At 68.7% G+C, this 21791-nt stretch carries 20 protein-coding genes and 1 pseudogene; 12 read left to right on the top strand and 9 right to left on the bottom strand.

Annotation, left to right across the window (positions count from 1 at the left end):
• The 10 genes and pseudogenes from IAE41_RS12625 to IAE41_RS12580 all read left to right on the top strand — a co-directional run.
• Positions 1 to 722, top strand: a 722-nt coding sequence (locus tag IAE41_RS12625) for an OmpA family protein (protein ID WP_200733355.1), incomplete at its 5' end; no start/stop codon positions are given.
• Positions 723 to 726: 4 nt separating this feature from the next.
• Complete coding sequence (locus IAE41_RS12620) at positions 727 to 1509, top strand: ParA family protein (protein ID WP_164075273.1); 783 nt, start codon at positions 727 to 729, stop codon at positions 1507 to 1509.
• The gene (locus tag IAE41_RS12615) at positions 1506 to 2597 is read left to right on the top strand and encodes a chemotaxis protein CheW (RefSeq protein ID WP_200733354.1); all 1092 of its coding nucleotides are present in this window, start codon (positions 1506 to 1508) and stop codon (positions 2595 to 2597) included. Before IAE41_RS12620 ends, IAE41_RS12615 begins: the two co-directional genes overlap by 4 nt.
• Before the next feature lie 130 nt (positions 2598 to 2727).
• Positions 2728 to 3036 carry an STAS domain-containing protein gene (locus tag IAE41_RS12610; protein WP_079221799.1) on the top strand — a complete coding sequence of 103 codons (309 nt, stop codon included), beginning with the start codon at positions 2728 to 2730 and terminating at the stop codon, positions 3034 to 3036.
• Positions 3033 to 3398, top strand: a complete 366-nt coding sequence (locus IAE41_RS12605) for a response regulator (RefSeq protein ID WP_070207889.1) — start codon at positions 3033 to 3035, stop codon at positions 3396 to 3398. Before IAE41_RS12610 ends, IAE41_RS12605 begins: the two co-directional genes overlap by 4 nt.
• Before the next feature lie 53 nt (positions 3399 to 3451).
• Complete coding sequence (locus IAE41_RS12600; RefSeq protein WP_200733353.1) at positions 3452 to 5452, top strand: chemotaxis protein CheA; 2001 nt, start codon at positions 3452 to 3454, stop codon at positions 5450 to 5452.
• Between the two features lie 294 nt (positions 5453 to 5746).
• Positions 5747 to 7987: a methyl-accepting chemotaxis protein gene (locus IAE41_RS12595; protein WP_200733352.1), complete on the top strand. Its 2241-nt coding sequence runs from the start codon at positions 5747 to 5749 to the stop codon at positions 7985 to 7987.
• A 144-nt stretch (positions 7988 to 8131) separates the two neighbouring features.
• Complete coding sequence (locus IAE41_RS12590) at positions 8132 to 8611, top strand: hypothetical protein (protein WP_200733351.1); 480 nt, start codon at positions 8132 to 8134, stop codon at positions 8609 to 8611.
• A gap of 3 nt (positions 8612 to 8614) precedes the next feature.
• Positions 8615 to 10838 (top strand): annotated as a pseudogene (locus IAE41_RS12585) (methyl-accepting chemotaxis protein).
• Positions 10839 to 10951: 113 nt separating this feature from the next.
• Positions 10952 to 11725 carry a flagellar brake protein gene (locus IAE41_RS12580; RefSeq protein WP_200733350.1) on the top strand — a complete coding sequence of 258 codons (774 nt, stop codon included), beginning with the start codon at positions 10952 to 10954 and terminating at the stop codon, positions 11723 to 11725.
• Positions 11726 to 11774: 49 nt separating this feature from the next.
• Here IAE41_RS12580 and IAE41_RS12575 read toward each other — a convergent pair whose 3' ends face one another.
• The 4 genes from IAE41_RS12575 to IAE41_RS12560 all read right to left on the bottom strand — a co-directional run bounded on the left by IAE41_RS12575 (position 11775) and on the right by IAE41_RS12560 (position 14759).
• Positions 11775 to 12272, bottom strand: coding sequence for a pyridoxamine 5'-phosphate oxidase family protein (locus IAE41_RS12575; protein ID WP_200733349.1), 498 nt, complete (start codon positions 12270 to 12272; stop codon positions 11775 to 11777).
• Positions 12273 to 12341: 69 nt separating this feature from the next.
• Positions 12342 to 13337, bottom strand: a complete 996-nt coding sequence (locus tag IAE41_RS12570; RefSeq protein WP_200733348.1) for an LLM class flavin-dependent oxidoreductase — start codon at positions 13335 to 13337, stop codon at positions 12342 to 12344.
• Between the two features lie 176 nt (positions 13338 to 13513).
• Positions 13514 to 14281: a sulfurtransferase gene (locus IAE41_RS12565; protein WP_200733347.1), complete on the bottom strand. Its 768-nt coding sequence runs from the start codon at positions 14279 to 14281 to the stop codon at positions 13514 to 13516.
• A gap of 112 nt (positions 14282 to 14393) precedes the next feature.
• Positions 14394 to 14759 (bottom strand): DUF6164 family protein, encoded by a 366-nt coding sequence (locus tag IAE41_RS12560; RefSeq protein WP_079221417.1) that lies wholly within the window; start codon positions 14757 to 14759, stop codon positions 14394 to 14396.
• Between the two features lie 69 nt (positions 14760 to 14828).
• Here IAE41_RS12560 and IAE41_RS12555 point away from each other — a divergent pair, with 69 nt between their 5' ends.
• Entirely contained in the window at positions 14829 to 15263 is a 435-nt protein-coding gene (locus tag IAE41_RS12555) for an FKBP-type peptidyl-prolyl cis-trans isomerase (protein WP_200733346.1), read from the top strand.
• The gene (locus tag IAE41_RS12550) at positions 15250 to 16497 is read left to right on the top strand and encodes a TIGR03862 family flavoprotein (protein ID WP_200733345.1); all 1248 of its coding nucleotides are present in this window, start codon (positions 15250 to 15252) and stop codon (positions 16495 to 16497) included. The genes IAE41_RS12555 and IAE41_RS12550 overlap by 14 nt, the downstream gene beginning before the upstream one ends.
• Before the next feature lie 66 nt (positions 16498 to 16563).
• Here the strand turns inward: IAE41_RS12550 and IAE41_RS12545 are convergent, their stop codons facing one another.
• From IAE41_RS12545 to IAE41_RS12525, 5 genes are all read right to left on the bottom strand, one after another.
• On the bottom strand, positions 16564 to 17025 hold the full coding sequence (locus IAE41_RS12545; protein WP_200733344.1) for a GNAT family N-acetyltransferase: 462 nt from the start codon (positions 17023 to 17025) through the stop codon (positions 16564 to 16566).
• Between the two features lie 82 nt (positions 17026 to 17107).
• Positions 17108 to 18730 (bottom strand): FMN-binding glutamate synthase family protein, encoded by a 1623-nt coding sequence (locus tag IAE41_RS12540; RefSeq protein ID WP_079221413.1) that lies wholly within the window; start codon positions 18728 to 18730, stop codon positions 17108 to 17110.
• 43 nt (positions 18731 to 18773) lie between these two features.
• Positions 18774 to 20060: a nucleotide sugar dehydrogenase gene (locus IAE41_RS12535; RefSeq protein ID WP_200733343.1), complete on the bottom strand. Its 1287-nt coding sequence runs from the start codon at positions 20058 to 20060 to the stop codon at positions 18774 to 18776.
• A 108-nt stretch (positions 20061 to 20168) separates the two neighbouring features.
• Positions 20169 to 20615 (bottom strand): BLUF domain-containing protein, encoded by a 447-nt coding sequence (locus tag IAE41_RS12530; RefSeq protein WP_200733342.1) that lies wholly within the window; start codon positions 20613 to 20615, stop codon positions 20169 to 20171.
• 64 nt (positions 20616 to 20679) lie between these two features.
• Positions 20680 to 21663 (bottom strand): TraB/GumN family protein, encoded by a 984-nt coding sequence (locus IAE41_RS12525; protein WP_234458486.1) that lies wholly within the window; start codon positions 21661 to 21663, stop codon positions 20680 to 20682.
• Positions 21664 to 21791 lie beyond the last annotated feature (128 nt).

Below are 21791 nucleotides of genomic sequence, written 5' to 3'. Positions count from 1 at the left end.
CCACCCACGACCCCACCCTGCTGCCGGCGATGGCCTCGCAGATGCGCATGCCGGTGTCGGTGCACAACCAGGACCAGATCGCCCGCGCCGAGCGCCAGCTCAGCAGCATCGCCGACCGCCTGACCGCGGCGCTGTCGCCGCTGATCGACCGCGGCATGATCAGCGTGCGCCGCACCGAGCTGTGGATCGAAGTGGAGATCAACAGCGACATCCTGTTCCCGACCGGATCGGCCGCGCTGGACGTGCATGCGCGGCAGACCCTGGCCAGCCTGGCCGACGTGCTGCGCGACGTCCCCAACAGCGTGCGCGTGGAAGGCCACACCGACAACGTGCCGATCGCCACCGCCACCTTCCCCTCCAACTGGGAACTGTCGGCCGGCCGCGCCGCCAGCGTGGTGCACCTGTTCGCCGACCAGGGCGTGCAGCCCTCGCGGCTGGCCATGGTCGGCTACGGCCAGTTCCGTCCGCGCGAAGAGAATGACAGCGCGCAGGGCCGCAACCGCAACCGGCGGGTGATGGTCATCATCCTGGCCGACACCAGCCATGCGGTCGACCCGCTGGGCGAACGCCTGAACGCCGCCGCCGGTGGCAGCGCGGCAACTGACACGGCCGCCACTTCACCGCGCAGCACCCCCGTTTCCCCCAACGCACCGGTGCAGTTGCCGCCGGTGCCGGCTGGCAGCCGCGTCGGCGCCGCCGTTCCCCCGGCAATGAAGGAGTAACCCGATGCGCATCTGGGCAGTCGCCAACCAGAAGGGTGGAGTCGGCAAGACCACCACCACCCTCGCCCTCGGTCGCGGCCTGGCCGCACAGGGCCACCGCGTGCTGTTGATCGACCTGGATCCGCACGCCTCGCTTACCCGCGCCTTCGGCGTGCCGGTGGAACCGGCGCCGGCCGGCGTGCTGGAACTGTTCGGCGCACCGCCGGCCGAGCTGTCCACACTGAGCCACCCCAGCAGCATCGGCGGCCTGGACTACGTGTGCGCGCAGGCTTCGCTGGCCACGCTGGAACGCCGCAGCGCCAACCAGCCCGGCCTGGGCCTGGCCCTGCAGAACGCACTTGCCCGCCACCAGGGCCAGCATGACTACATCCTGCTGGACTGCGCGCCCACCCTGGGCCTGCTGATGATCAACGCACTGGCTGCGGCCGACCGCCTGATCATTCCCACCCAGGCCGAGCCGCTGGCCCTGCACGGTCTGGACGGCATGGTGCGCACTGGCGAGATGGTCGAGCGCTCGCGCCGCCGTCCGCTGCCGATCTCGATCCTGCCGACCCTGTTCGACCGCCGCACCCGCGCCGGCAACGAATCGCTGCGCACCATGCAGGACCGCCACGGCACCCGCGTGTGGGAAGACGCGATCCCGATCGACACCCGCATCAGCAACGCCGCCGGCCTGACCCTGCCCAGCGTGGGCGAGGACTACCCGGGCCGCGGCCTGGCCGCCTATCGCCGCGCCCTGAACTGGATCCTCGGCGAAGACGCGCGTGCATTGGAGCAGGCGGCATGAACACCCCCGGCGTGCTGGACGACTACCTGGACGAGCTGCTGGGCGAAGCCATCGCCCTGGCCGCACCGCCGCCCGAGCGCGAGCCGACGTGGGATGACCTGCCGGCCGAGGTGATCTACGAAACCGGCCACACCACCGTTGCCGCCTCCGTGGACACCCTCCCGGGTAGCGCCGGGCCAGGCCCGGCGAGCGCCGCGGCACCCGAACGCGAGCCCACCTGGGACGACCTGCCGGCCGAAGTCATCTACGAAACGGGCGATGCCACCGGTAGCGCCGGGCCAGGCCCGGCGAGCGCAGCGGCATCCGACCCCGCCACCGACCCGGCAGCTCCCAAGCCCACCTGGGACGACCTGCCCGACGAAGTCATCTACGAAACCGACGGCGCCGACAGCCATCGCCTGGCGCACACCGACAGCCCTGCCCTGCAGGCTGCCTTCGAAGCGGCGGCCGTAGGCGAGGCGGTACCGGCGCCGGCCGTGGCCGCACCGATCGCGCCGGTTGCGCCGCGCCCTGCGCCCGCCCCGGCCGCACGGGCGGCGGTCGCACCGCCCCCGCGCATCGCCCTCGACGCGCCACCCGGCAGCCGTCCCGGCAGCTGGCAGGAGCTGCAGGCGCAGGCCCACCAGCCGCCGCACGGCGCGAACCCGCACAACCGCCGTGCCGCCGAGCGCACCTCGCGCTGGCTGCGGCTGCGCTGTGGCACCCAGGCCTATGCGCTGGAACTGCTGAAGGTGCAGGAAGTGGTCCTGCCCGTGCCGCTGCTGCCGCTGCGCGGCACCGCCCCGGCCATGCTCGGCATCATGAACCTGCGTGGCCAGGTGGTGCCGGTGATGGACCTGGGCATCCACCTGGGCGCGGTCACCGCCGAAGACGACGCGCAGACGCGCATCGTGGTGCTGGAAGAGAACGGCGAGACCCTGGGCCTGCGTGTATCGGCGGTCGAAGACGTGGCCAACCTCACCGATTCGCAGATCGAGCCTCCCGACACCGCGCGCATCTGCCAGATCTCCAACGAGCTGTTCCGGGGCGTGGCCCGCATCAGCCAGCGGCCGATGATCCTGCTCGACGCGACCCGGTTGTTGGGGTAATCGCCATCCACGCATCGCGTGGATCTACTGGACGCGCCTACGCATGGCGTGGATCTACTAATCGATTCAACCCTAAAGAACCCCTGCCGGGTGCCGTTATGGATCTCGGAACCGTTTGTCCGGAGCAACGATGAGCACTGTCGAACTGGGTGACGATCTCGGCATCGAGAACAGCACCGAGCTCAAGAACCGCCTTTCGCCCCTCGTGGCGGAAGCAGGCGAACTGACCCTGGACGCAAGCCAGGTCGGTCGCATCCACACGGCAAGCGTGCAGGTGCTGTGTGCGTTCGTGCAGGCACGCCGCGAGGCGGGCCTGGGCACCGGCTTCCACGGTTGCACTGCAACCTTCCGTGACGCCGCCCGCCTGTTGGGCGTCACCCAGGCCCTGGGCCTGGACGTACCCCATGACAACCTGAAATCTGTGGAGAACGCTGCATGAGCGCACGTATCTTGGTGGTGGACGATTCGGCGTCGATGCGCCAGATGGTTTCCTTCGCCCTCACCTCGGCCGGTTTTGCCGTCGAAGAAGCCGAAGACGGCGCGGTCGCGCTCGGTCGCGCCAAGGGCCAGCGTTTCAACGCGGTGGTCACCGACGTCAACATGCCGAACATGGATGGCATCAGCCTGATCCGTGAACTGCGCCAGCTGCCGGACTACAAGTTCACCCCGATGCTGATGCTGACCACCGAGTCGGCAGCGGACAAGAAGTCCGAAGGCAAGGCCGCCGGTGCCACCGGCTGGCTGGTCAAGCCGTTCAACCCCGAACAGCTGGTCGCCACCGTGCAGAAGGTGCTGGGCTGATCGCCCCGCACCCCTGAACCGCCCCTTCCCCACGTTTCCGGATTGCCTCTGCCATGAGCATGGACCTGCAACGCTTCCACGCCACCTTCTTCGAGGAGAGCCGCGAAGGCCTCGACGCGATGGAGGCCGGCCTGCTGGCCCTGGAATCGGGGCAACAGGACGCGGAGATCATCAATTCGGTGTTCCGCGCCGCCCACTCCATCAAGGGGGGCGCCGGCACCTTCGGCTTCGATGCGATCGCCGGCCTGACCCACGTGCTGGAAACGCTGCTTGATGAGCTGCGTGCCGGCAAGCGCGCACTGGAACCGGTCGCCGTCGACGCCATGCTGTCCTCGGTGGACGTGCTGCGCGCCCTGCTGCGCGAAGCCGAACATGGCCAGGCCGCCGATCCGGCCGCCGTTGCTGCGGTGAAGGCGCGCCTGGAAGCGGTGCTGTCCGGCCAGGCCGCCGCCAGCGCCCCGGTTGCCGCCGAAGCCAAGGTCGACGACACGCCCGAAGCCTGGCAGATCGGCTTCACCCCTGCGCCGTCGCTGTTCATGAGCGGCAACGATCCGCTGCGCATCATCCGCGAACTGGAACACCTCGGTTCGCTGCAGGTGGCTGCGCGCATGGAGCGCCTGCCCGGCTTTGCCCAGCTCGACCCGCTGGAGGCCCACCTGGCGTGGGACCTGGGCCTGGTCGGCAAGGTGCCGCGCAGCAAGATCGAAGATACGTTTGCCTGGGTGGTGGATGACTGCGAACTGGACATCCGTCCGGCCGCGCCGCCGAGCCTCGCTACCCAGGCCCCTGCTGCACCCGTTGTTGCCCCTTCCACCCCCGCTGCACCGGTGGCCGCTGCCACCTCCGCCGCGCCGGCCGCCAATGGCGGTGGCGCCCAGGAAGCCGAAACCTCGATCCGCGTCAGCGTTGACAAGGTGGACGCCCTCATCAACCTGGTCGGCGAACTGGTCATCACCCAGGCCATGCTCAAGCAGGTCTCGCACGCACTGGACCCGGTGCATGCTGAAAGCCTGTTCGCCGGCCTGGACCAGCTTGAACGCAACACCCGCGACCTGCAGGAAGCGGTGATCGGCGTGCGCATGCTGCCGGTCGATGCGGTGTTCCGCCGCTTCCCGCGCCTGGTCCGCGACCTTTCCACCCGCCTCGGCAAGCAGGTTCGCCTGCGCACCGTCGGCGAAGGCACCGAACTGGACAAGGGCCTGATCGAGAAGATCGCCGATCCGCTGGTCCACCTGGTCCGCAACTCCATCGACCACGGCCTGGAAATGCCAGACGTGCGTCGTGGCGCGGGCAAGGACGAGACCGGCACGATCACCCTGGCGGCCTCGCACCAGGGCGGCCACATCGTCATCGAAGTCAGCGACGATGGTCGCGGCCTGGACCGCACCAAGATCCTGGCCAAGGCCCACGAGCGCGGCCTGGCCGTGCCGGACAATCCGACCGATTCGCAGGTCTGGGACCTGATCTTCCAGCCTGGCTTCTCCACCGCCGATGCCGTGACCGATCTGTCCGGCCGGGGCGTGGGCATGGACGTGGTCCGCCGCAACATCCAGGCGCTGGGTGGCGAGGTGCAGATCGAGAGCAGCCTGGGCAGTGGTACGCGCACGCTGATCCGCCTGCCGCTGACCCTGGCCATCCTCGACGGCATGACCGTGGCGGTGGCCGGCGAAACCCTGATCCTGCCGCTGGCCTACGTGCTCGAAGCCCTGCAGCCGCAGGCCGAGGACATCCGCAGCATGGCCGGCGAAGGCCGCGTGCTGCGGGTGCGCGGCGAGTACCTGCCGATCCTCTCGCTCAGCGAGTACTACGGCTATGGTGCCCGCGGCGCCAACAGCGAATCGCTGGTGGTGGTGGTCGAGGGCGATGGCCAGAAGATCGCACTGGAAGTGGACGAACTGGTCGGCCAGCAGCAGGTGGTGGTGAAGAACATCGAGAACAATTACCGCCGCATCGGCGGCGTGTCCGGTGCCACCATCCTTGGCGACGGCCGCGTCGCCCTGATCGTCGACATCGGTGGCCTGGTGCGCTCGCTGCGCGTGCCGCAGGCCGCCTGACCTACCGCACCGCGCTGTACTCCGGACCGCCGCCCCCAGGGGCGGCGGTTTTCGTTTGCACGGTGTGTGGGGTCACGCAATGTGATCTCCGTCGCGCAGGCAGTTTCCCGTGCAACCACCCCGCCAAGTGCAGGCGCCCGCCCTGCAAGGCTTTCGCGCGGTTTCACCCTACGCACACGAATGTGACATCCATCCATAAAGTCCGTGCAGGCCACGCCGCTATCTGGCTTTGACGGCAATCACCGAACCCCCACCGGCACGACCGTTTCCCTCTGCCCACCTGGAGCACCCTGCATGAAGTGGTTCCACGATCTGCCCATCGCCCGCAAGCTGGCCGTGGGGTTCACCCTGACAACGCTGATGACCCTGGTCCTGGGGCTGTTCGCCCTGGTCCGCCTCAGCGAAGCCAACACTCAGCTGGGCAGCATGGCCAGCAACGACATTCCCTCGGTGCAGCATCTGGGCGAAGTGCGTTCGCAGCTCGGCGAGTTCCGCACCTACGAGATGGCCCTGCTGACCATGCTGGACCAGCCGGAAAAGGTGGCCGACTACAACAAGCGCATGGACGACACCGCCGTCATCGTGCACAAGGAGCTGGCCGCCTACGCCGCCCTGCCGGCCGGCGAGAAGGAACGCGCGCTGTACCAGCCGGTGAAGGCCGGCGTGGACGCCTACTTCGCCGCCAACGCCAAGCTGCGCGAAGCCGCCAACGCCGGCGACGGCGTGCTGGCCCAGCAGGTCTCCGACGAACAGTCCCGCCCCGCGCGGCGAAAGGCCTTCGAGGAACTGAAGGCACTGAGCGCCTTCCTCGGCACGCAGATGCAGGGCAAGATCGACGCCGCCAATGCCACCCACCGCAACAGCATCATCGCCGTCGTCAGCTGCATCGTGCTGCTGTCGCTGGTCGCCGCTGCGCTGGCCGTGGTCATTTCGCGCGCGGTCACCGTTCCGCTCGGCAAGGCACTGACCGCCATCCAGGCCGTCGCCCGCGGCGACCTGAGCGTCAGCACCCAGGCCACCAGCAAGGACGAAGCCGGCCGCATGCTGACCGCCACCGGCGACATGACCGCCATGCTGCGCCGCTTCTCCGAGCAGACCCAACTGATGGCGCAGATGCATGCCGGCCCGGACATCAGCCATCGCATCCCCGAGGATTTCCCCGGCGTCTACGGCCAGCTGGCCGGCGGCATCAACACCGTCATCTTCGAACACCTCGATTCGATCCGCGCTGCCATCGACGTACTGAACCAGTACGCCGCCGGCAACCTGACCCAGGATGCACAGCGCCTGCCGGGCACCCGTGCCTTCCTGCACGAGGCGATGGATGCCGCCAAGGCCAGCCTGCTGGCCATCAACACGCAGATCCAGCACCTGGCCAGCGCCGCTGCCGCCGGTGACTTCAGCCAGCGCGGCGACGCCGATCGCTTCGACCATGACTTCAAGGTGATGATCGAACAGCTGAACTCGATGATGCAGGTGGCCGATGGCAACCTGGGCCAGCTCTCGCAGCTGCTGCAGGCCATTGCCGAAGGCGACCTGACCGCGCGCATGGACGGCCAGTTCCACGGTGTCTTCGCCCGCATGCGCGACGATGCCAACACCACCGTCGCCCAGCTGACCCAGATCGTCGGCCAGATCCAGGCCAGCGCCGGCAGCATCACCCTGGCCGCGGGCGAGATCGCCTCGGGCAACAGCGACCTGTCGCGCCGCACCGAACAGCAGGCCGCCAACCTGGAAGAAACCGCAGCGTCGATGGAGGAACTGACCTCCACCGTGAAGCAGAACGCCGAACATGCGCGGCAGGCCAACCAGCTGGCCATCGGCGCGCACGGCGTTGCCTCGCAGGGTGGCGCCGTGGTCGGCCAGGTGGTCACCACCATGTCGGCCATCGAAGCCTCGTCGAAGAAGATCGCCGAGATCATCAGCGTCATCGACGGCATCGCCTTCCAGACCAACATCCTGGCACTGAATGCCGCCGTGGAAGCCGCGCGTGCCGGTGAGCAGGGCCGTGGTTTCGCCGTGGTCGCCAGCGAAGTTCGCACCCTCGCGCAGCGCTCCGCAGCTGCCGCAAAGGAAATCAAGGGCCTGATCGACGATTCGGTCGGCAAGGTCGCCGAAGGCTCCAGCCTGGTGCATCAGGCCGGCAGCACGATGGGCGAAATCGTCGCCTCGGTGCAGCGCGTCACCGACATCATGGCCGAGATTTCCGCCGCCTCGCAGGAGCAGAGCGCGGGCATCGAGCAGGTCAACCAGACGGTCGTGCAGATGGACGAAACCACCCAGCAGAATGCCGCGCTGGTGGAAGAAGCCACCGCCGCCGCGCGTGCCATGGAAGACCAGGCCGCGCAGCTGGGCGAGGCCGTGGCCCGCTTCCGCCTGGCCACCCCGGGCCTGAGCCCCGCCGCGCCGCGCCCCGTCGCCGCACTGCCTGCCGCACGCAAGCCGGCTCCGGTGGCCAGCCAGCCCCCGTCGCGGGTCCGCAAGCCGGTGGCGCAGCCGGCACTGGCCGGTGAAGGTGACTGGCAGGAGTTCTGAGCCAGGGCCACGCTTGATGTAGGTCCACGCCGTGCGTGGATGGGTTCATCCAACGAACCCATCCACGCATGACGCATTAATTTATTTTCTCTTCAGCTTCACGCCATCGCGCCGCTATCGGAGAACGCCCCCCGAGCAGGCCCGATGATGCCCGCCAGCGCCGACTCCCCTCCGAGCCCAGCCCCGCGCTGGTCGGCCCTGGCCGGCATGCTGCTGTTGGCCGCATGGCTGGGCTGGACCCTGCCCGTGCTGTGGCTGCAGGGCGCCCGCACCGCCATGCCCGTGGCCAGCGACTGGAATCCCGTGCAGCTGCTGGCGCAGGTCCCGCCCTCCCTGCTCGCCGCCAGCCGCGACCATCCCCTGCTGCTGCGCCAGCCCGGCCATTGCCCGTGCGCTGCCAGTACAGCCCCGCCGCTGGGCGTGGCCACGCGCAACAGTACCCTCGCCCTGCCCTTCGACTGGCTGGTCCTGCACGACCAGCGCCTGGTCTACGCCGGCCCGGCCCTGCTCGGGCCAGGCTGCAGCCGCGGCCCGCTGGCTGCCACCGCACTGGTCGGCCAGCTCCTGCGCGGACCGCAGGCGCCGCTCATCCTTTCCAACCCATGCCCATGCCTCAAGGAGTAGTGCATGCACGCATCGACCCCGCGCCCCACGCCACCGGGCGGTCACGAAACCCCGCCGTTCCTGCGCGCCATGTCGGCCAGCGCTGATCGCCTGTTCCTGGCAGTCACCGCCGCACTGGTGCTGGTTTCGCTGGGCCTGGCCCTGCGCAGTGGGCAGTGGGCAGTGGACCCCGTGGCTGGCGGTGTCGCTGCCGACGCTGCTCGTCACCGCGCTGCAGGTGCACGGCCTGCCGGGCACCCGCCTCAGCCGCTGCACCGTTGCGCTGGCCTGGATGGTGCTGTCGGCCACGCTCATCCACCAGACCCACGGGCAGCTGGAAACCCACTTCACGGTCATCGTGCTGATCGCCTTGCTGCTGTACTACCGCGACTGGCTGCCGATCGTGGTGGCCGCCGCCGCCATCGCTGTGCACCACGTGCTGTTCTACGCGCTGCAGGTGCGTGGCCTGCCCTACCCGGTGTTTGCCACCGGCAGCGGCCTGGGCGTGCTGGCGCTGCATGCGCTGTACGTGGTGGTGGAAGCAGGCCTGCTGTCGGTGATGGCGGTACAGATGCGCCGGCAGCTGCTGCTGCTCGGCCACGACCCGCAGCAGCTGGCCCAGCTGGCACACGGCCTGGCCGAAGACCGGCCGCTGCCTGACAGCCTGCAGTCCGCGCAGTTCCCGCGTGATTCGCTGGCCGCCGCGCTGGTGCAGACCGGCAACCAGCTGCTGCAGCGGCGCGCCCGCGAACAGGCCGCCAGCAGTGAATCGCTGCGCATCCGCACCGCGCTCGACGATGTCACCACCAACGTCATGATCGCCGACCGCGAGCGCACCATCGTCTTCGTCAACCGGCCCCTGCAGAAAATGCTGGCCGCCGCCGAAGCCGACCTGCGCCGCGACCTGCCGCAGTTCAATGCTGCCGACCTGCTCGGCCGCAGCATCGACATCTTCCACCGCAACCCCGCCCACCAGGCCCAGCTGATCGACGGCCTCACCGGCACGTACCGGGCACAGATCCGGGTCGGCGGCCGCAGCATGCGCCTGATCGTCAACCCGATCATCGATGGCGCCGGCCAGCGCCACGGCTTCGTGGTGGAATGGGCCGACCGCACCGTCGAACTGCAGGTGGAAGAAGAACTGGGCGAGATCGTCGAGGCCGCCTCTCTGGGCGACTTCAGCGGCCGCGTCGTCACCGCCGGCAAGGAAGGCTTCTTCCTGCAGCTGGCCGAGCGCCTCAACAGCCTGCTCGATGCCAGCGCATCCAGCCTCGATCAGATCTCCCAGCTACTGTCGTCGCTGTCACGCGGCGACCTGACCGCGCACATGCAGGGTGATTTCCAGGGCGTATACGCCCGCATCCGCGACGATGCCAACACCACCGTCGCCCAGCTCACCGCCATCGTGGGCAGCATCCAGTCCGCCTCGACCACGCTCACCGCCAGCGCCGATGGCCTGTCGCGCGGCAATGGCCACCTGGCCGACCGCACCGAACAGCAGGCCGCCAGCCTGGAAGAAACCGCCGCGACCATGGAAGAACTGACTGCCACCGTGCGCCAGAACGCCGAACATGCGCGCCAGGCCAACCAGCTGGCCAGCGGTGCAGCCGACGTGGCTGGCGAAGGCGGCGCCGTGGTCGGCCAGGTGGTCACCACCATGTCGGCCATCCAGGCATCCTCGAAGAAGATTGCCGAGATCGTCAGCGTCATCGACGGCATCGCGTTCCAGACCAACATCCTGGCGCTGAACGCCGCCGTCGAGGCCGCACGTGCCGGCGAGCAGGGCCGCGGTTTCGCCGTGGTTGCCAGCGAAGTGCGCACGCTGGCGCAACGTTCGGCGGCCGCGGCCAAGGAGATCAAGGGCCTGATCGACGATTCGGTCGGCAAGGTCACCGAGGGCGCCCGCCTGGTCGACCGGGCGGGCGGCACGATGGGGCAGATCGTGCAGGCCGTGCAGCAGGTCAACCAGATCATGGGCGAGATTTCCGCCGCCTCGCAGGAACAGAGTGCCGGCATCGAGCAGGTCAACCAGAGCATCGCGCAGATGGATGCCGCCACCCGGCAGAACGCCGCGCTGGTGGAGGATTCGACCCATGCCACGCACGGCATGGCCGAACAGGCCGGGCTGCTGGCCGAGGCCGTGGCGCGTTTCCACCTTGACGACGGCCACGGCGATCCCGCCGTGATGCGGCGCGTGCGCGAGATCGCCAAGGGGTCAGATCCCTTTCCCATCGGGAAAGGGCTCTGAGCCCACTCGTGTAGAGTGATGAACTTCACACTTCATAATTGCCGCCCCCGGCCGATACTTCCTTCAAGCCACGCGCCAGCGCGTGTCGGCCCCCGCCCCAGAACCAAGATTCCATGTCCGACGGCCACGACACCGACCTGCACGATGCCCACGCGGCCGACGCCGCCGACGAACGCTTCCTGGTGCGCAATCCCCGCCAGCTGCGCCAGCTGCTGCGTTCGCTGATCGACCAGCGCTCGCTGATCAACGCCCATGTCGACGGTCGCGATCGATCCTTCCCCACCGCGCTGCTCGAGCTGGATGAGGACGACGACTTCCTGCTGCTGGATGGCAGCCCCCAGGAAGCCTCCAACCGCGCCGCCGAACAGGCCGACCACCTGCTGTGCTTCGCCCAGCTGGAACGTGTGCTGGTGCGCTTCCGCCTGCACGACCTGCAGCGGGTGGACAACGACGGCCACGTGGCCTTCCGCGCCCCGCTGCCCGAAGAGCTGGTGCACCTGCAGCGGCGCGAGCTGTACCGGCTGGAAACCCCCATCACCGACTCGCCGCAGCTGAGCCTGCCCGCCGGTGAAGTGGGCAGCGATGCGCTGTCCATGCGCGTGGTGGACATCAGCGGCGGCGGCCTGGCGGTCACCGTGCCCAACGACTGCGCGGTATTCAGCCTGCAGAAGCGCTACAACGCCGTGCTCTCGATGCCGGATGGCCCGGACCTGCAGATCACCCTGGTGGTCTGCAACATGCTGCCGCAGCGGCAGCCCAACGGCATCGAGGTCAAGCGCATCGGCATGCGTTTCGACGATCTGCCACGCGGCGGCGACAGCGCCATCCAGCGCTACATCTTCCGCGTCGACCGCCAGCGCAAGGCACGCCAGAACGGCGAGATGTAAGGGCGCCCGTGCACGGTAGCGCCGGGCCATGCCCGGCGGGCCGAAACCCTCACCGCAAGTCGATGAACCCGTTGTCGCCCAACTGCGCCGGCTCGTCCTGCACCGCCGACAGCACGAAGCTCAGCGCCTTGCCCAGCAGCGTGCCGGGGCCATCCCAGTATTCGGCCGAATCGGCGCGCACGTGGATCAGCCGCAGGTTCGGGTCATCCTTGCCGCCCGGGAAGAACAGCTTCATCGGCGGCGACCACAGCTCCTCGATCTTCGCCCGGTCATCGACGATGCGCGCACGCCCGGCCACCGACACATAGGTGTTTTTGGATGGCGAGGCGTAGGCCACGTTGACCCGCGGATTGAGCGCGATCTCGGCCACCTTCGGGCTGTCGGCGGCGGTGGCGAACCAGAGATCGCCATCGAAGGCGACCTGCTGGGTGCCCAGCGGGCGGCTGTACAGGCGGCCATCGACACCGACGGTGGTGAACATCGCCACCTCCACGTCCTTGATCAGTTCGGCCAGCTGGGCAATGTGTTCGGCGCGGGTATCGGCCATGGTGGGGGCTCCGGAATGAGGAGCCCCCATCAGACCCGGCGCGGGTGCAATGCGCCGTGATGCAGATGTTCAGCCTGCGTGGCGGGCATGCCAGGCCTGCATGGCCAGCTCGAACGAGCGCAGGCGCGCGCGGTGGTCGTACAGATTGGCGGTCAGCATCAGTTCGTCGGGCTTGTGGCGGTCAACGAACGCGGCGATGCCCTCGGCCACCTGCTGCGGATCGCCCAGTACGGTGCAGGCCAGCGCGCGTTCCACGCCCAGCTTCTCGTGCGGTTCCCAGAAGGTTTCGATATCGTCGATCGGCGCCGGGATCCTGCCCGGGCGGCCGCGGCGCAGGTTGACGAAGCTCTGCTGCTGGCTGGTGAACAAGCGGCGCGATTCGGCTTCACTGTCACTGGCCACGACATTCAGCGCCAGCATCGCGTGCGGCTGCTTGAGCGTGGCCGAGGGGCGGAATTCGCGGCGATAGACCGCCAGCGCTTCGTCCATCGAGTCGGGCGCGAAATGCGAGGCAAAGGCATACGGCAGGCCCATCGAGGCGGCCATGCGCGCACCGAACAGACTGGAACCGAGGATCCAGGTCGGCACCCGCAGGCCGCCACCGGGCACGGCCTGCACGGCCTGGCCGGGCTGCACCGGTTCGAAGTAGTGCAGCAGCTCGCGCACGTCCTGCGGGAACTGGTCGGCGCTGTCGAAGTAGCGGCGCAGGGCGCGCGCAGTGGGCTGGTCGGTACCGGGTGCACGGCCCAGGCCCAGGTCGATGCGGTCGGGGTACAGCGAGGCCAGCGTGCCGAACTGCTCGGCCACCTGCAGCGGCGCGTGGTTGGGCAGCATGATGCCGCCGGAGCCGACGCGGATGCGCTTCGTGCCGCCGGCTACGTGGCCGATCAGCACGGCGGTGGCCGCGCTGGCGATGCCGGGCATGTTGTGGTGTTCGGCCAGCCAGTAGCGGCGGTAGCCCAGCGCATCGGCGTGCTGGGCCAGTTCCAGCATGTTGGCGAAGGCGGCGGTGGTATCGCTGCCCTCGCAGACCGGGGCCAGGTCGAGGATCGACAACGGGATCATCAGGCGTATTTCCGTCACAGGATGTCCCCTTGCATGGGGTCGGGACGGGGCCACGGCCAGTGACGGTGGCAGGATGCTGATTCCTGCGGGATGGGTGTAGAGCCGAGCCGATGCTCGGCTGCTTTCAACCGCTCAACGGCAGCCGAGCATGGGCTCGGCTCTACAGAGACGCGCGGTCAGAACGCGCTCGGGCGCGGCTCGGCCAGCGGCTCGTCCACCATCGGCTGCAGCGCGGCATCCAGCGCCACGCGCTCATCGAACACGAAACAGCGGCCCTCGTAGCCCTCGCCGCCGACCTCCTCGAAGTAACCAAGGATGCCGCCGTCAAGCTGCAGCACGTTGTCCATGCCGTCGTTGAGCATCCACAGGGCGGCCTTCTCGCAGCGGATGCCACCGGTGCAGAAGCTGACCACGGTGCTGTCCTTCAGCGCCTCGCGGTGTGGCGCCAGGGCCTCCGGCAGATCGGTGAACTTGTGGATGGGCAGCACCAGTGCGTCCTTGAACGTGCCGTACTCCACTTCCTGCAGGTTGCGCGTGTCGAGCATCACCACCGGCTTGCCTGCATCGTCGTGGCCCTGGCGCAGCCAGCGCTGCACGGTGGCCGGGTCCACGGCCGGCGCCCGCGGATACTCCAGCGGCTGGCCGTCATCGCGGCGGAAGCTGATGATCTCGTCCTTCACCTTCGCCTTCAGGCGCGCGAACGGCTGGTGCTCGCTGAAGCTGGTCTTGACCCGCATGCCGGCAAAACGCGCATCGGCATGCAGGGCGGCGTAGAAACCCTCGATCGCCTCCGGCGCCCCGGCCAGGAACAGGTTCAGGCCCTCGCCCGCCACCAGGATGGTTCCGCGCAGCTCCGCCGCCTCGGCGCGCGCCAGCAGCTGGTCGCACAGGGCCTGGGGGGCGTCGATGACGGCGAAGTGGTAGGCAGCGGTATTGGCGATCATCCCGCCATTTTAGCGCCTGTCGGCCGCATGGACAGATCCAGGGGTCAGAGCCCTCCGCGCGGCGGAGGGATCCGAGCCCTTGCCGGCCAGCGGCCGGCACTACCTCGGGGGCTTAGCCCCGCAACAGCACGAACGGCAGCAGCACCAGTGCCGCCGCCACGATCATGCCCAGCAGCACCAGCACCACGAACACCGGCCGCCGCCGCAGCAGGCTGCCGAACGTCTCGGCCGTGCCCTCGCGCAGTGCCTGCTCGCGCTCGGCACGCACGCGCACCCCGCGCGCCGCCTGGTACTCGGCCATCAGCGCCTTCGCCCGCGGCTGGTCGCCATCCTCGCTCAGCCACAGGCCGCCGTTGGAAATGCCCCACGGGCTGGGTTCGGTGCGGTACCAGGCGATGCCATGCTGGTCCAGCAGCGTGCATACATCGGCGTATTCGTCGTCACCGACGTTGCGGAGATTGAGCAGGAGTTTGGCCATGCCACCATGATACCCGGCGCTGATGCGCTACCCTTGCCGCCCCCGACACCGCCCATCCCGGAGACGCCGATGCGCCGCCTGCTGCTTCCCCTGCTGCTGTCCCTTGTCGCCGCCGGCTGTGCCCGCGAACCGTCCGGTCCGCCGCCGGGTGGCACCCTGGCCACCTTCGAGCGCATCGATACCCAGGTCGGCACCGGCGCCGAAGCCGCGCCCGGGCAGAAGGTGAGCGTGCACTACACCGGCTGGATCTACGACCAGCGCACCGAAAGCAAGCACGGCAAGACCTTCGACAGCTCGGTCGGCCGTGGCGAACCGTTCACCTTCACCCTCGGCGCCGGCCAGGTCATCCGTGGCTGGGATGAAGGCGTGGCCGGCATGAAGGTGGGCGGCAAGCGCACCCTGATGATCCCGCCGGCCTATGGTTATGGCGACCGCGGCGTCGGCCCGATCCCGGCCGGTTCCTCGCTGGTGTTCGATGTCGAGCTGCTCGATGTCAAACCGTAATGGCGCACCGCCGCGCCGGGTCGCCGTCATCGGTGGCGGTCCGGCCGGCCTGTTCGCCGCCGAGCGCCTGCGCGCGGCGGGCCTGGACGTGGACCTGTACGAAGCCAAGGGTTCGCCCGGCCGCAAGTTCCTGATTGCCGGCAAGGGCGGCCTCAACCTGACCCATTCCGACCCGCGCCCGTTGTTCGACAGCCGCTACCGCGACCAGTCCGCCGCGGTCGGCCGCTGGCTGGACGGCTTTGACGCGCAGGCGCTGCGTGACTGGGCGGCCGGCTTCGGCGTGGAGACCTATGTGGGCAGTTCGGGCCGCGTGTTCCCCGTCGACCGCAAGGCGGCGCCGCTGCTGCGCGGCTGGGTACGGCGGCTGAAGGAACAGGGCGTGCGCCTGCACGCCAACCACCGCTGGACGGGCTGGAGCGATGATGGCGCGTTGTGCTTCAGCACCGCCGACGGCCCGCTGGACGTGCACGCCGACGCCACCGTGCTGGCGCTGGGCGGCGGCAGCTGGCCGCAGCTGGGCAGCGATGGCGCCTGGGTCGCGCCGTTGCAGGCGCGCGGCGTGGACATCGCCCCGCTGCAATCGGCCAACTGCGGCTTCGACGTGGACTGGACCCCGTTCTTTGCCCAGCGCAATGCCGGTGCACCGCTGAAGGCGGTGGTCGCGCACTGGATCGACCTGCAGGGCCAACCGCAATCGCTGCAGGGCGAGTGCGTGGCCAGCGAATACGGCATCGAAGGCAGCCTGGTCTACGCCCTGGCTGCGGACCTGCGCGAGACCATCAACCGTGAGGGCCACGCCACCCTGTGGCTGGATCTGGTGCCGGGCCGCGATGAGGCACGCCTGCTGGCTGACCTGTCGCGCCCGCGCAAGGGCCGCAGCTTTGGCGAGCACCTGCGCCGCCAGGCCGGGCTGGATGCGGTCAAAGCCGCACTGGTGTTCGAGCTCCTGGGCAAGGAGGCCGGCAACGATCTGCCGGCCGTGGCAACCACGCTGAAGCGCTTGCCGTTGCGCCTGCTGCGCCCGCGGCCGATGGCCGAGGTGATCAGCACCGCCGGCGGCGTGCGCCTGCAGGCGCTGGATGATGGCCTGATGGTGCGCACCCTGCCCGGCGTGTTCTGCGCCGGCGAGATGCTGGACTGGGAAGCGCCGACCGGCGGTTACCTGCTGACGGCGTGCTATGCCAGTGGCCTGCGCGCGGCCGAAGGCGTAATCGCATGGCTTGCCGGGCGCTGACCCGGAAACTGTAGAGCCGAGCCCATGCTCGGCTCCAATCAACAGCAGCCGAGCGTGGGCTCGGCTCTACAGTTTCCGGTGCATGCGCACCGAGGCCAGGGCCACGCCGCTGGGGTGTGGATACGCTTCCTCGTTTCCGGCGATGAAGCCCTGCCGCTGGTAGAACGGCACCGCATTGAGCGATGCCGAAAGCACCACGTCGCGCGCGGGGTCGGCCAGCGCCAGCAAGCGCTGCATCAGCGCCTGACCGATGCCCTGCCCGCCCCTGTCCGGATCGACGAACAGCGCATCGACCTCGTTGCCTTCGGCATCGAACACGCCAAAACCCAGCAGGCCGCCCTGGCTGTCCTCGGCCACCACGCAACCGCCCTGCGCCAGCAGGCGCGTGTACTGCGCCGGCGGCGGCGAGGCCGACCAGGGTGCAATCACGTCGGGTGGGTAATGGCTGCTGCAGGTTTCGCGCACGCAGCGCGTGCGCAATGCCCACAGCATCGCTACGTCATCGGCCGTGCCGGTCCTGAACTGCATGATGCATCTCCGTAGAGTCGAGCTTGCTCGACTGCTTTTGTTGATCGAGAAGCAGTCGAGCAAGCTCGACTCTACACAACCGTTACCGTGATTTGCTCGCGCGCAACGCCTGGATGCGCGGCGGCGGCTGGAACGAATCACTGCGCGCTTCGGCCCAGAACGAGTGGAACACCGCGTGGTCCGGCACTTTGTGCAGCAGCTCGCCCGGTTCCAGGTAGCGGTACAGCGAGGCCAGCGAACGGATCTCGACAGGCGAAACGCGACGCAGGATGTGCTCCGGGCCAAGCTCGGCCGGGTCGTTGAGGCCGGCGGCACAGAGCAGCTCCTTCAGCGCATGCAGCGTGTGCTCGTGGTAGCTGTGCACGCGCGTGGCCTTGTCCGGCGCATCCAGGTGCTTCCAGCGCGCCGGGTTCTGGGTGGCGATGCCGGTTGGGCACTTGTCGGTGTGGCAGCTCAGCGACTGGATGCAGCCCAGGGCGAACATGAAGCCGCGGCCGGCGTTGCACCAGTCCGCACCGAGCGCGATGGTGCGGGCGATTTCAAACGCGCTGGTGATCTTGCCGGCCGCACCGATGCGGATGCGCTCACGCAGGTCCAGGCCGACCAGGGTGTTGTGCACCAGCAGCAACGCCTCGTGCATCGGCACGCCCACATGGTCGACGAACTCGGCCGGGGCCGCGCCGGTGCCACCTTCGGCGCCATCGACCACGATGAAATCAGGCAGCAGGCCGGTTTCCTGCATGGCCTTGGCGATGCCGAACCATTCCCACGGATGGCCGATGGCCAGCTTGAAGCCGACCGGCTTGCCACCGGACAGCTCGCGCAGGCGGGCCACGAACTGCAGCAGCTCCACCGGCGTGGAGAACGCCGAATGGCGCGAGGGCGACACGCAGTCCACGCCCATCGGCACGCCGCGGGTGGCAGAGATCTCGGCGGTCACCTTCGGTGCCGGCAGCACGCCGCCGTGGCCGGGCTTGGCGCCCTGCGACAGCTTGATCTCGATCATCCTGACCTGATCCTGGGTGGCATTGGCGATGAAGCGTTCCTCGCTGAAACCGCCCTTCTCGTCGCGGCAGCCGAAGTAGCCCGAGCCGATTTCCCAGACCAGGTCGCCGCCCATCTCGCGGTGGTAGGGCGAAATCGAGCCCTCGCCGGTGTCATGGTAGAAGCCGCCGCGGCGCGCGCCCTCGTTCAGCGCGCGGATCGCGTTGGCCGACAGGGAACCAAAGCTCATCGCCGAGATGTTGAACACGCTGGCCGAATAGGGCTTGGCGCAGGTCGGACCGATCAGCACGCGGAAATCATGCGCGGCGATGGTGGTGGGTGCCAGCGAATGGTTGATCCACTCGTAATCCACCGCATAGGTGCTGCGCAGGGTGCCGAAGGGCACCGTGTCCATTTCGTTCTTGGAGCGCTGGTAGATCAGCGCACGCTGCTGCCGCGAGAACGGCACGTCCTCCAGGTCGCTCTGCACGAAGTACTGGCGGATTTCCGGGCCGATCGATTCCAGGCCGTAGCGGAAGTGCGCCATCACCGGATAGTTGCGGCGCAGCGTGCTGCGCTTCTGCAGCAGGTCCCAGGTGCCCAGCGCCACCATCGCGGCGGTCAGGCCGACGCCCCAGTACCAGGCCGGCCAGATCGTGGCCAGCCACAGGCACAGTGGAAACAGCAGGATGGCGAGCAGGTAGACGATATACCGGTGCATGGCGTTCCTCGGTTGCAACCGCCACAGTCTACCGCGCAGGTGTCTACAGGCGGTCGTCGACCACGCTGCGGGGCCAGGCCGACTTCACGTCGTAGACCAGCCCGCCCGGCGCCAGCAGGGCACGGATGCGCGCTTCATCCAGCGTCTTGAAGCTTGCATGGGCCACCGCCAGCACCACCGCGTCGTAAAGCCCGGCCTGCGGTTCGGCCACCCAGTGCACGTCCGCATCGGCCAGCGCGGCCGGCCCCACCCACGGATCGCTGACCTGCACCTGTGCACCGGCGGACTGCAGGCGCTGGGCCAGTTCCAGCGCACGGCTGTTGCGCAGGTCGGGGCAGTCTTCCTTGAAGGTCACGCCCAGCACCAGGATGCGCGACTGCGCCGCTTCGCGGCCCCGCTCGGCCAGCATCGCCAGCACGCGCGTGGCCACGTGTTCGCCGACACGGTTGTTGACCTGCCGCGCGGTGTGGATCAGGTCCGGGTGGTAACCCACGCTCTCGGATTTATGCAGCAGGTAGTAAGGGTCCACGCCGATGCAGTGGCCGCCGACCAGGCCGGGGCGGAACGGCAGGAAATTCCACTTGCTGCCAGCAGCGTCCAGCACGTCCTGGGTGTCGATGCCAAGGCGATCGAAGATCAGCGCCAGCTCGTTGACCAGGGCGATGTTGACGTCACGCTGGATGTTTTCGACCACCTTGGCCGCTTCGGCCACGCGCATCGACGGCGCCGGGAAGGTGCCGGCGGCGATGATGCGCTGGTACAGGCCATCAACCACCGCGGCCACCGCCGGGGTCGAGCCCGAGGTGATCTTGCGGATGTCGGCCAGGCGCCGCTGGCGATCACCGGGGCTGACCCGTTCCGGGCTGTAGCCGCAGTAGAAATCTTCGTTGAAGCGCAGCCCCGAGCCCGCTTCCAGCAGCGGCACGCACACTTCCTCGGTGGTGCCGGGGTAGACAGTGGATTCGTAGATGACCAGGTCACCGGCGCGCAGGTGGCCGGCCACCAGCCGCGTGGCCGAGCGCAGCGGCTCCAGGTCCGGCTGCTCGTAGGCATCGATCGGCGTCGGCACGGTGACGATGTAGACGTTGCAGGCATCCAGCTGCGCGGGGTCGCTGCTGTAACGCAGCTGCGTGGCCTCGGCCAGCTCCTCCGGCTCCATTTCCAGGGTGTGGTCCTGGCCACTGCCCAGTTCGGCGATGCGCGCCGCATCGATGTCGTAGCCAAGGGTGGGGATGTGCCGGCCGAAGGCTACCGCCAGCGGCAGGCCCACGTAGCCCAGCCCGATCACGGCCGGCAGCGGCCGCTGTGCAGCACCGATGGGTGCGCTCATGCGCGATGCCTCGCAGGCAGCGACAGGGTCTGGGTCATCCGGATTTCCGAAGGCAGGCAAGCAGGCCGCCAAGGTTAACCGCTCCGGCGGCGGCGGGCCACGCCCCGCTCAGGAGCCCAGGCTGACGGCAGCCGGCTCCAGTTCGCCATGGCCGCCGGTCCAGGCCTGCAGCAGCAGCGCGAAACCGTGGCTGCACGATGCCGGCGCGTTGTCGAAGCCCTGCCAGGGCGCGGTCACGATGCTGTCCAGGGTAGCCGCATCGATCATGCGGTTGGCCATGGTCCAGCGCGGGAACCAGCGCGACGGCAGGTCGCCCGAGGCCAGTTCGCTGATGCTGCCATGGCGGCGCGCGTTGAGGATGCGCGCATGCACCGATGCCACGCCATCACGCGGCCCCTCGATGTACTGCAGGAAGCGGCTGCCATCGAACATCAGCACACCGGTCACGCCGGCCATGCGGTTGAAGGGCGTGGCGTCGGCCAGCAGCGCATCGAGATCGGGCACTTCCAGCCCTTCCCTGGCCGTGCTGACATAGGCAAACGCATGCAACGCCATCTCCCGCTCCCCTTCCCCCGATATGGAGGAATATGACAGGAAGCACGGGGACTTCAAGCGTGGGTTATTCCGGCGGGGCCTCGATCACGTAGCCACGCTGCGTCAGCTCTTCCAGATAGCCCTCACCCAGCAGCTGGCTGACCGGCATCGTCGCAAACGTGGCGGCATGTTTTGCCAGCGCTGCGTCGGCTGCCTGCAGCCACCGCGCACGCACCTGCTGCGGCAGGTTGCTCCAGCCGCGGCGGCGCACGAACTCCGAGTCCTGCAGCATCTCGCGGCAGCTCTGCGCCATCGCCGAAGTGGACAGTCGTTTCAACGCGGCGACATCCCCAAGCGCCCAGGCATTGGCGCGCTCGCGCAGCACCGGCGCCTGGAATTCCACCGTGTCGAGCGTCCGTTCGAAGCACGCACGATCGTCCACTTCCGAGGCCTGCAGTTCCTTCAGCGCACCACGCAGGTCATCGATCTTCAGCTTGACCTGCACGTCCTCCGGTTCCAGGTCACGGGCCTTGTAGGCCCGCTTGAGTGCCTCCTTGACCTGCTTGCTGTCGCGCAGGCCATTGCGCTTGAGGAATGCCTGGTACAGCCGGCCGGAGGCCACCAGCGGGCGATCCTTCTCCACGCCGCGATCGTTGCCCAGGTAGGTCTGCTTCAGCCCCGACCAGCGTGCATAGGTCGGTGCAGGCAGCACCTGGTCCAGCGTGCGTCCCTGCGGGTCACGCGCGGTCTTCTTCGCCAGCGGCAGCAACGTCAGGCCCTTGAAGAAGCCGATCTTCGCGTCCAGGCCGAAGCCCGGATCACCCAGCACATGATCGACGCCGGCAATGGTGCGCTCGACCTCATCCGAGCGCCATTCCATGCGCGCCGGCAGCGGCGATACCGTGCCGAGGATCCACAGCACGTGGCCCTGCGGGCCGGTCACTTTCCACAGGCCCGGGCCGGGCTGTTCGCCGGTCACCTGCACCGTGTCGAGGTCGACCACCGCTTCGGCCGGTGGCGGTGCCGGCTGTGCCGACAGCGGGCCGGCCACCAGACACGCAGCCAACATCAGCGCGCACCGCATCCATCGCCTGCCACGTCCGTGCATGTCGCCATTCCTGGGAGAGTTGGCGGACTGTACCCAGCGCTGCAGCCGGTTGCGTAAAGGCGGTGTTATCCGCCGGCATGGGCAGCGAT

Origin of the sequence: Stenotrophomonas sp. S39, from assembly GCF_016624665.1 — a bacterium.
Lineage (GTDB): Bacteria > Pseudomonadota > Gammaproteobacteria > Xanthomonadales > Xanthomonadaceae > Stenotrophomonas.
Note: the sequence above shows the minus strand (reverse complement) of the source record. Positions and strands in the feature narration are given on the sequence as shown.

Coding starts and splice junctions, on each gene's coding strand:
- IAE41_RS12620 (WP_164075273.1), top strand. CDS start 727: ATGCGCATCTGGGCAGTCGCCAACCAGAAGGGTGGAGTCGGCAAGACC.
- IAE41_RS12615 (WP_200733354.1), top strand. CDS start 1,506: ATGAACACCCCCGGCGTGCTGGACGACTACCTGGACGAGCTGCTGGGC.
- IAE41_RS12610 (WP_079221799.1), top strand. CDS start 2,728: ATGAGCACTGTCGAACTGGGTGACGATCTCGGCATCGAGAACAGCACC.
- IAE41_RS12605 (WP_070207889.1), top strand. CDS start 3,033: ATGAGCGCACGTATCTTGGTGGTGGACGATTCGGCGTCGATGCGCCAG.
- IAE41_RS12600 (WP_200733353.1), top strand. CDS start 3,452: ATGAGCATGGACCTGCAACGCTTCCACGCCACCTTCTTCGAGGAGAGC.
- IAE41_RS12595 (WP_200733352.1), top strand. CDS start 5,747: ATGAAGTGGTTCCACGATCTGCCCATCGCCCGCAAGCTGGCCGTGGGG.
- IAE41_RS12590 (WP_200733351.1), top strand. CDS start 8,132: ATGATGCCCGCCAGCGCCGACTCCCCTCCGAGCCCAGCCCCGCGCTGG.
- IAE41_RS12580 (WP_200733350.1), top strand. CDS start 10,952: ATGTCCGACGGCCACGACACCGACCTGCACGATGCCCACGCGGCCGAC.
- IAE41_RS12575 (WP_200733349.1), bottom strand. CDS start 12,272: ATGGCCGATACCCGCGCCGAACACATTGCCCAGCTGGCCGAACTGATC.
- IAE41_RS12570 (WP_200733348.1), bottom strand. CDS start 13,337: ATGATCCCGTTGTCGATCCTCGACCTGGCCCCGGTCTGCGAGGGCAGC.
- IAE41_RS12565 (WP_200733347.1), bottom strand. CDS start 14,281: ATGATCGCCAATACCGCTGCCTACCACTTCGCCGTCATCGACGCCCCC.
- IAE41_RS12560 (WP_079221417.1), bottom strand. CDS start 14,759: ATGGCCAAACTCCTGCTCAATCTCCGCAACGTCGGTGACGACGAATAC.
- IAE41_RS12555 (WP_200733346.1), top strand. CDS start 14,829: ATGCGCCGCCTGCTGCTTCCCCTGCTGCTGTCCCTTGTCGCCGCCGGC.
- IAE41_RS12550 (WP_200733345.1), top strand. CDS start 15,250: ATGTCAAACCGTAATGGCGCACCGCCGCGCCGGGTCGCCGTCATCGGT.
- IAE41_RS12545 (WP_200733344.1), bottom strand. CDS start 17,025: ATGCAGTTCAGGACCGGCACGGCCGATGACGTAGCGATGCTGTGGGCA.
- IAE41_RS12540 (WP_079221413.1), bottom strand. CDS start 18,730: ATGCACCGGTATATCGTCTACCTGCTCGCCATCCTGCTGTTTCCACTG.
- IAE41_RS12535 (WP_200733343.1), bottom strand. CDS start 20,060: ATGAGCGCACCCATCGGTGCTGCACAGCGGCCGCTGCCGGCCGTGATC.
- IAE41_RS12530 (WP_200733342.1), bottom strand. CDS start 20,615: ATGGCGTTGCATGCGTTTGCCTATGTCAGCACGGCCAGGGAAGGGCTG.
- IAE41_RS12525 (WP_234458486.1), bottom strand. CDS start 21,663: ATGTTGGCTGCGTGTCTGGTGGCCGGCCCGCTGTCGGCACAGCCGGCA.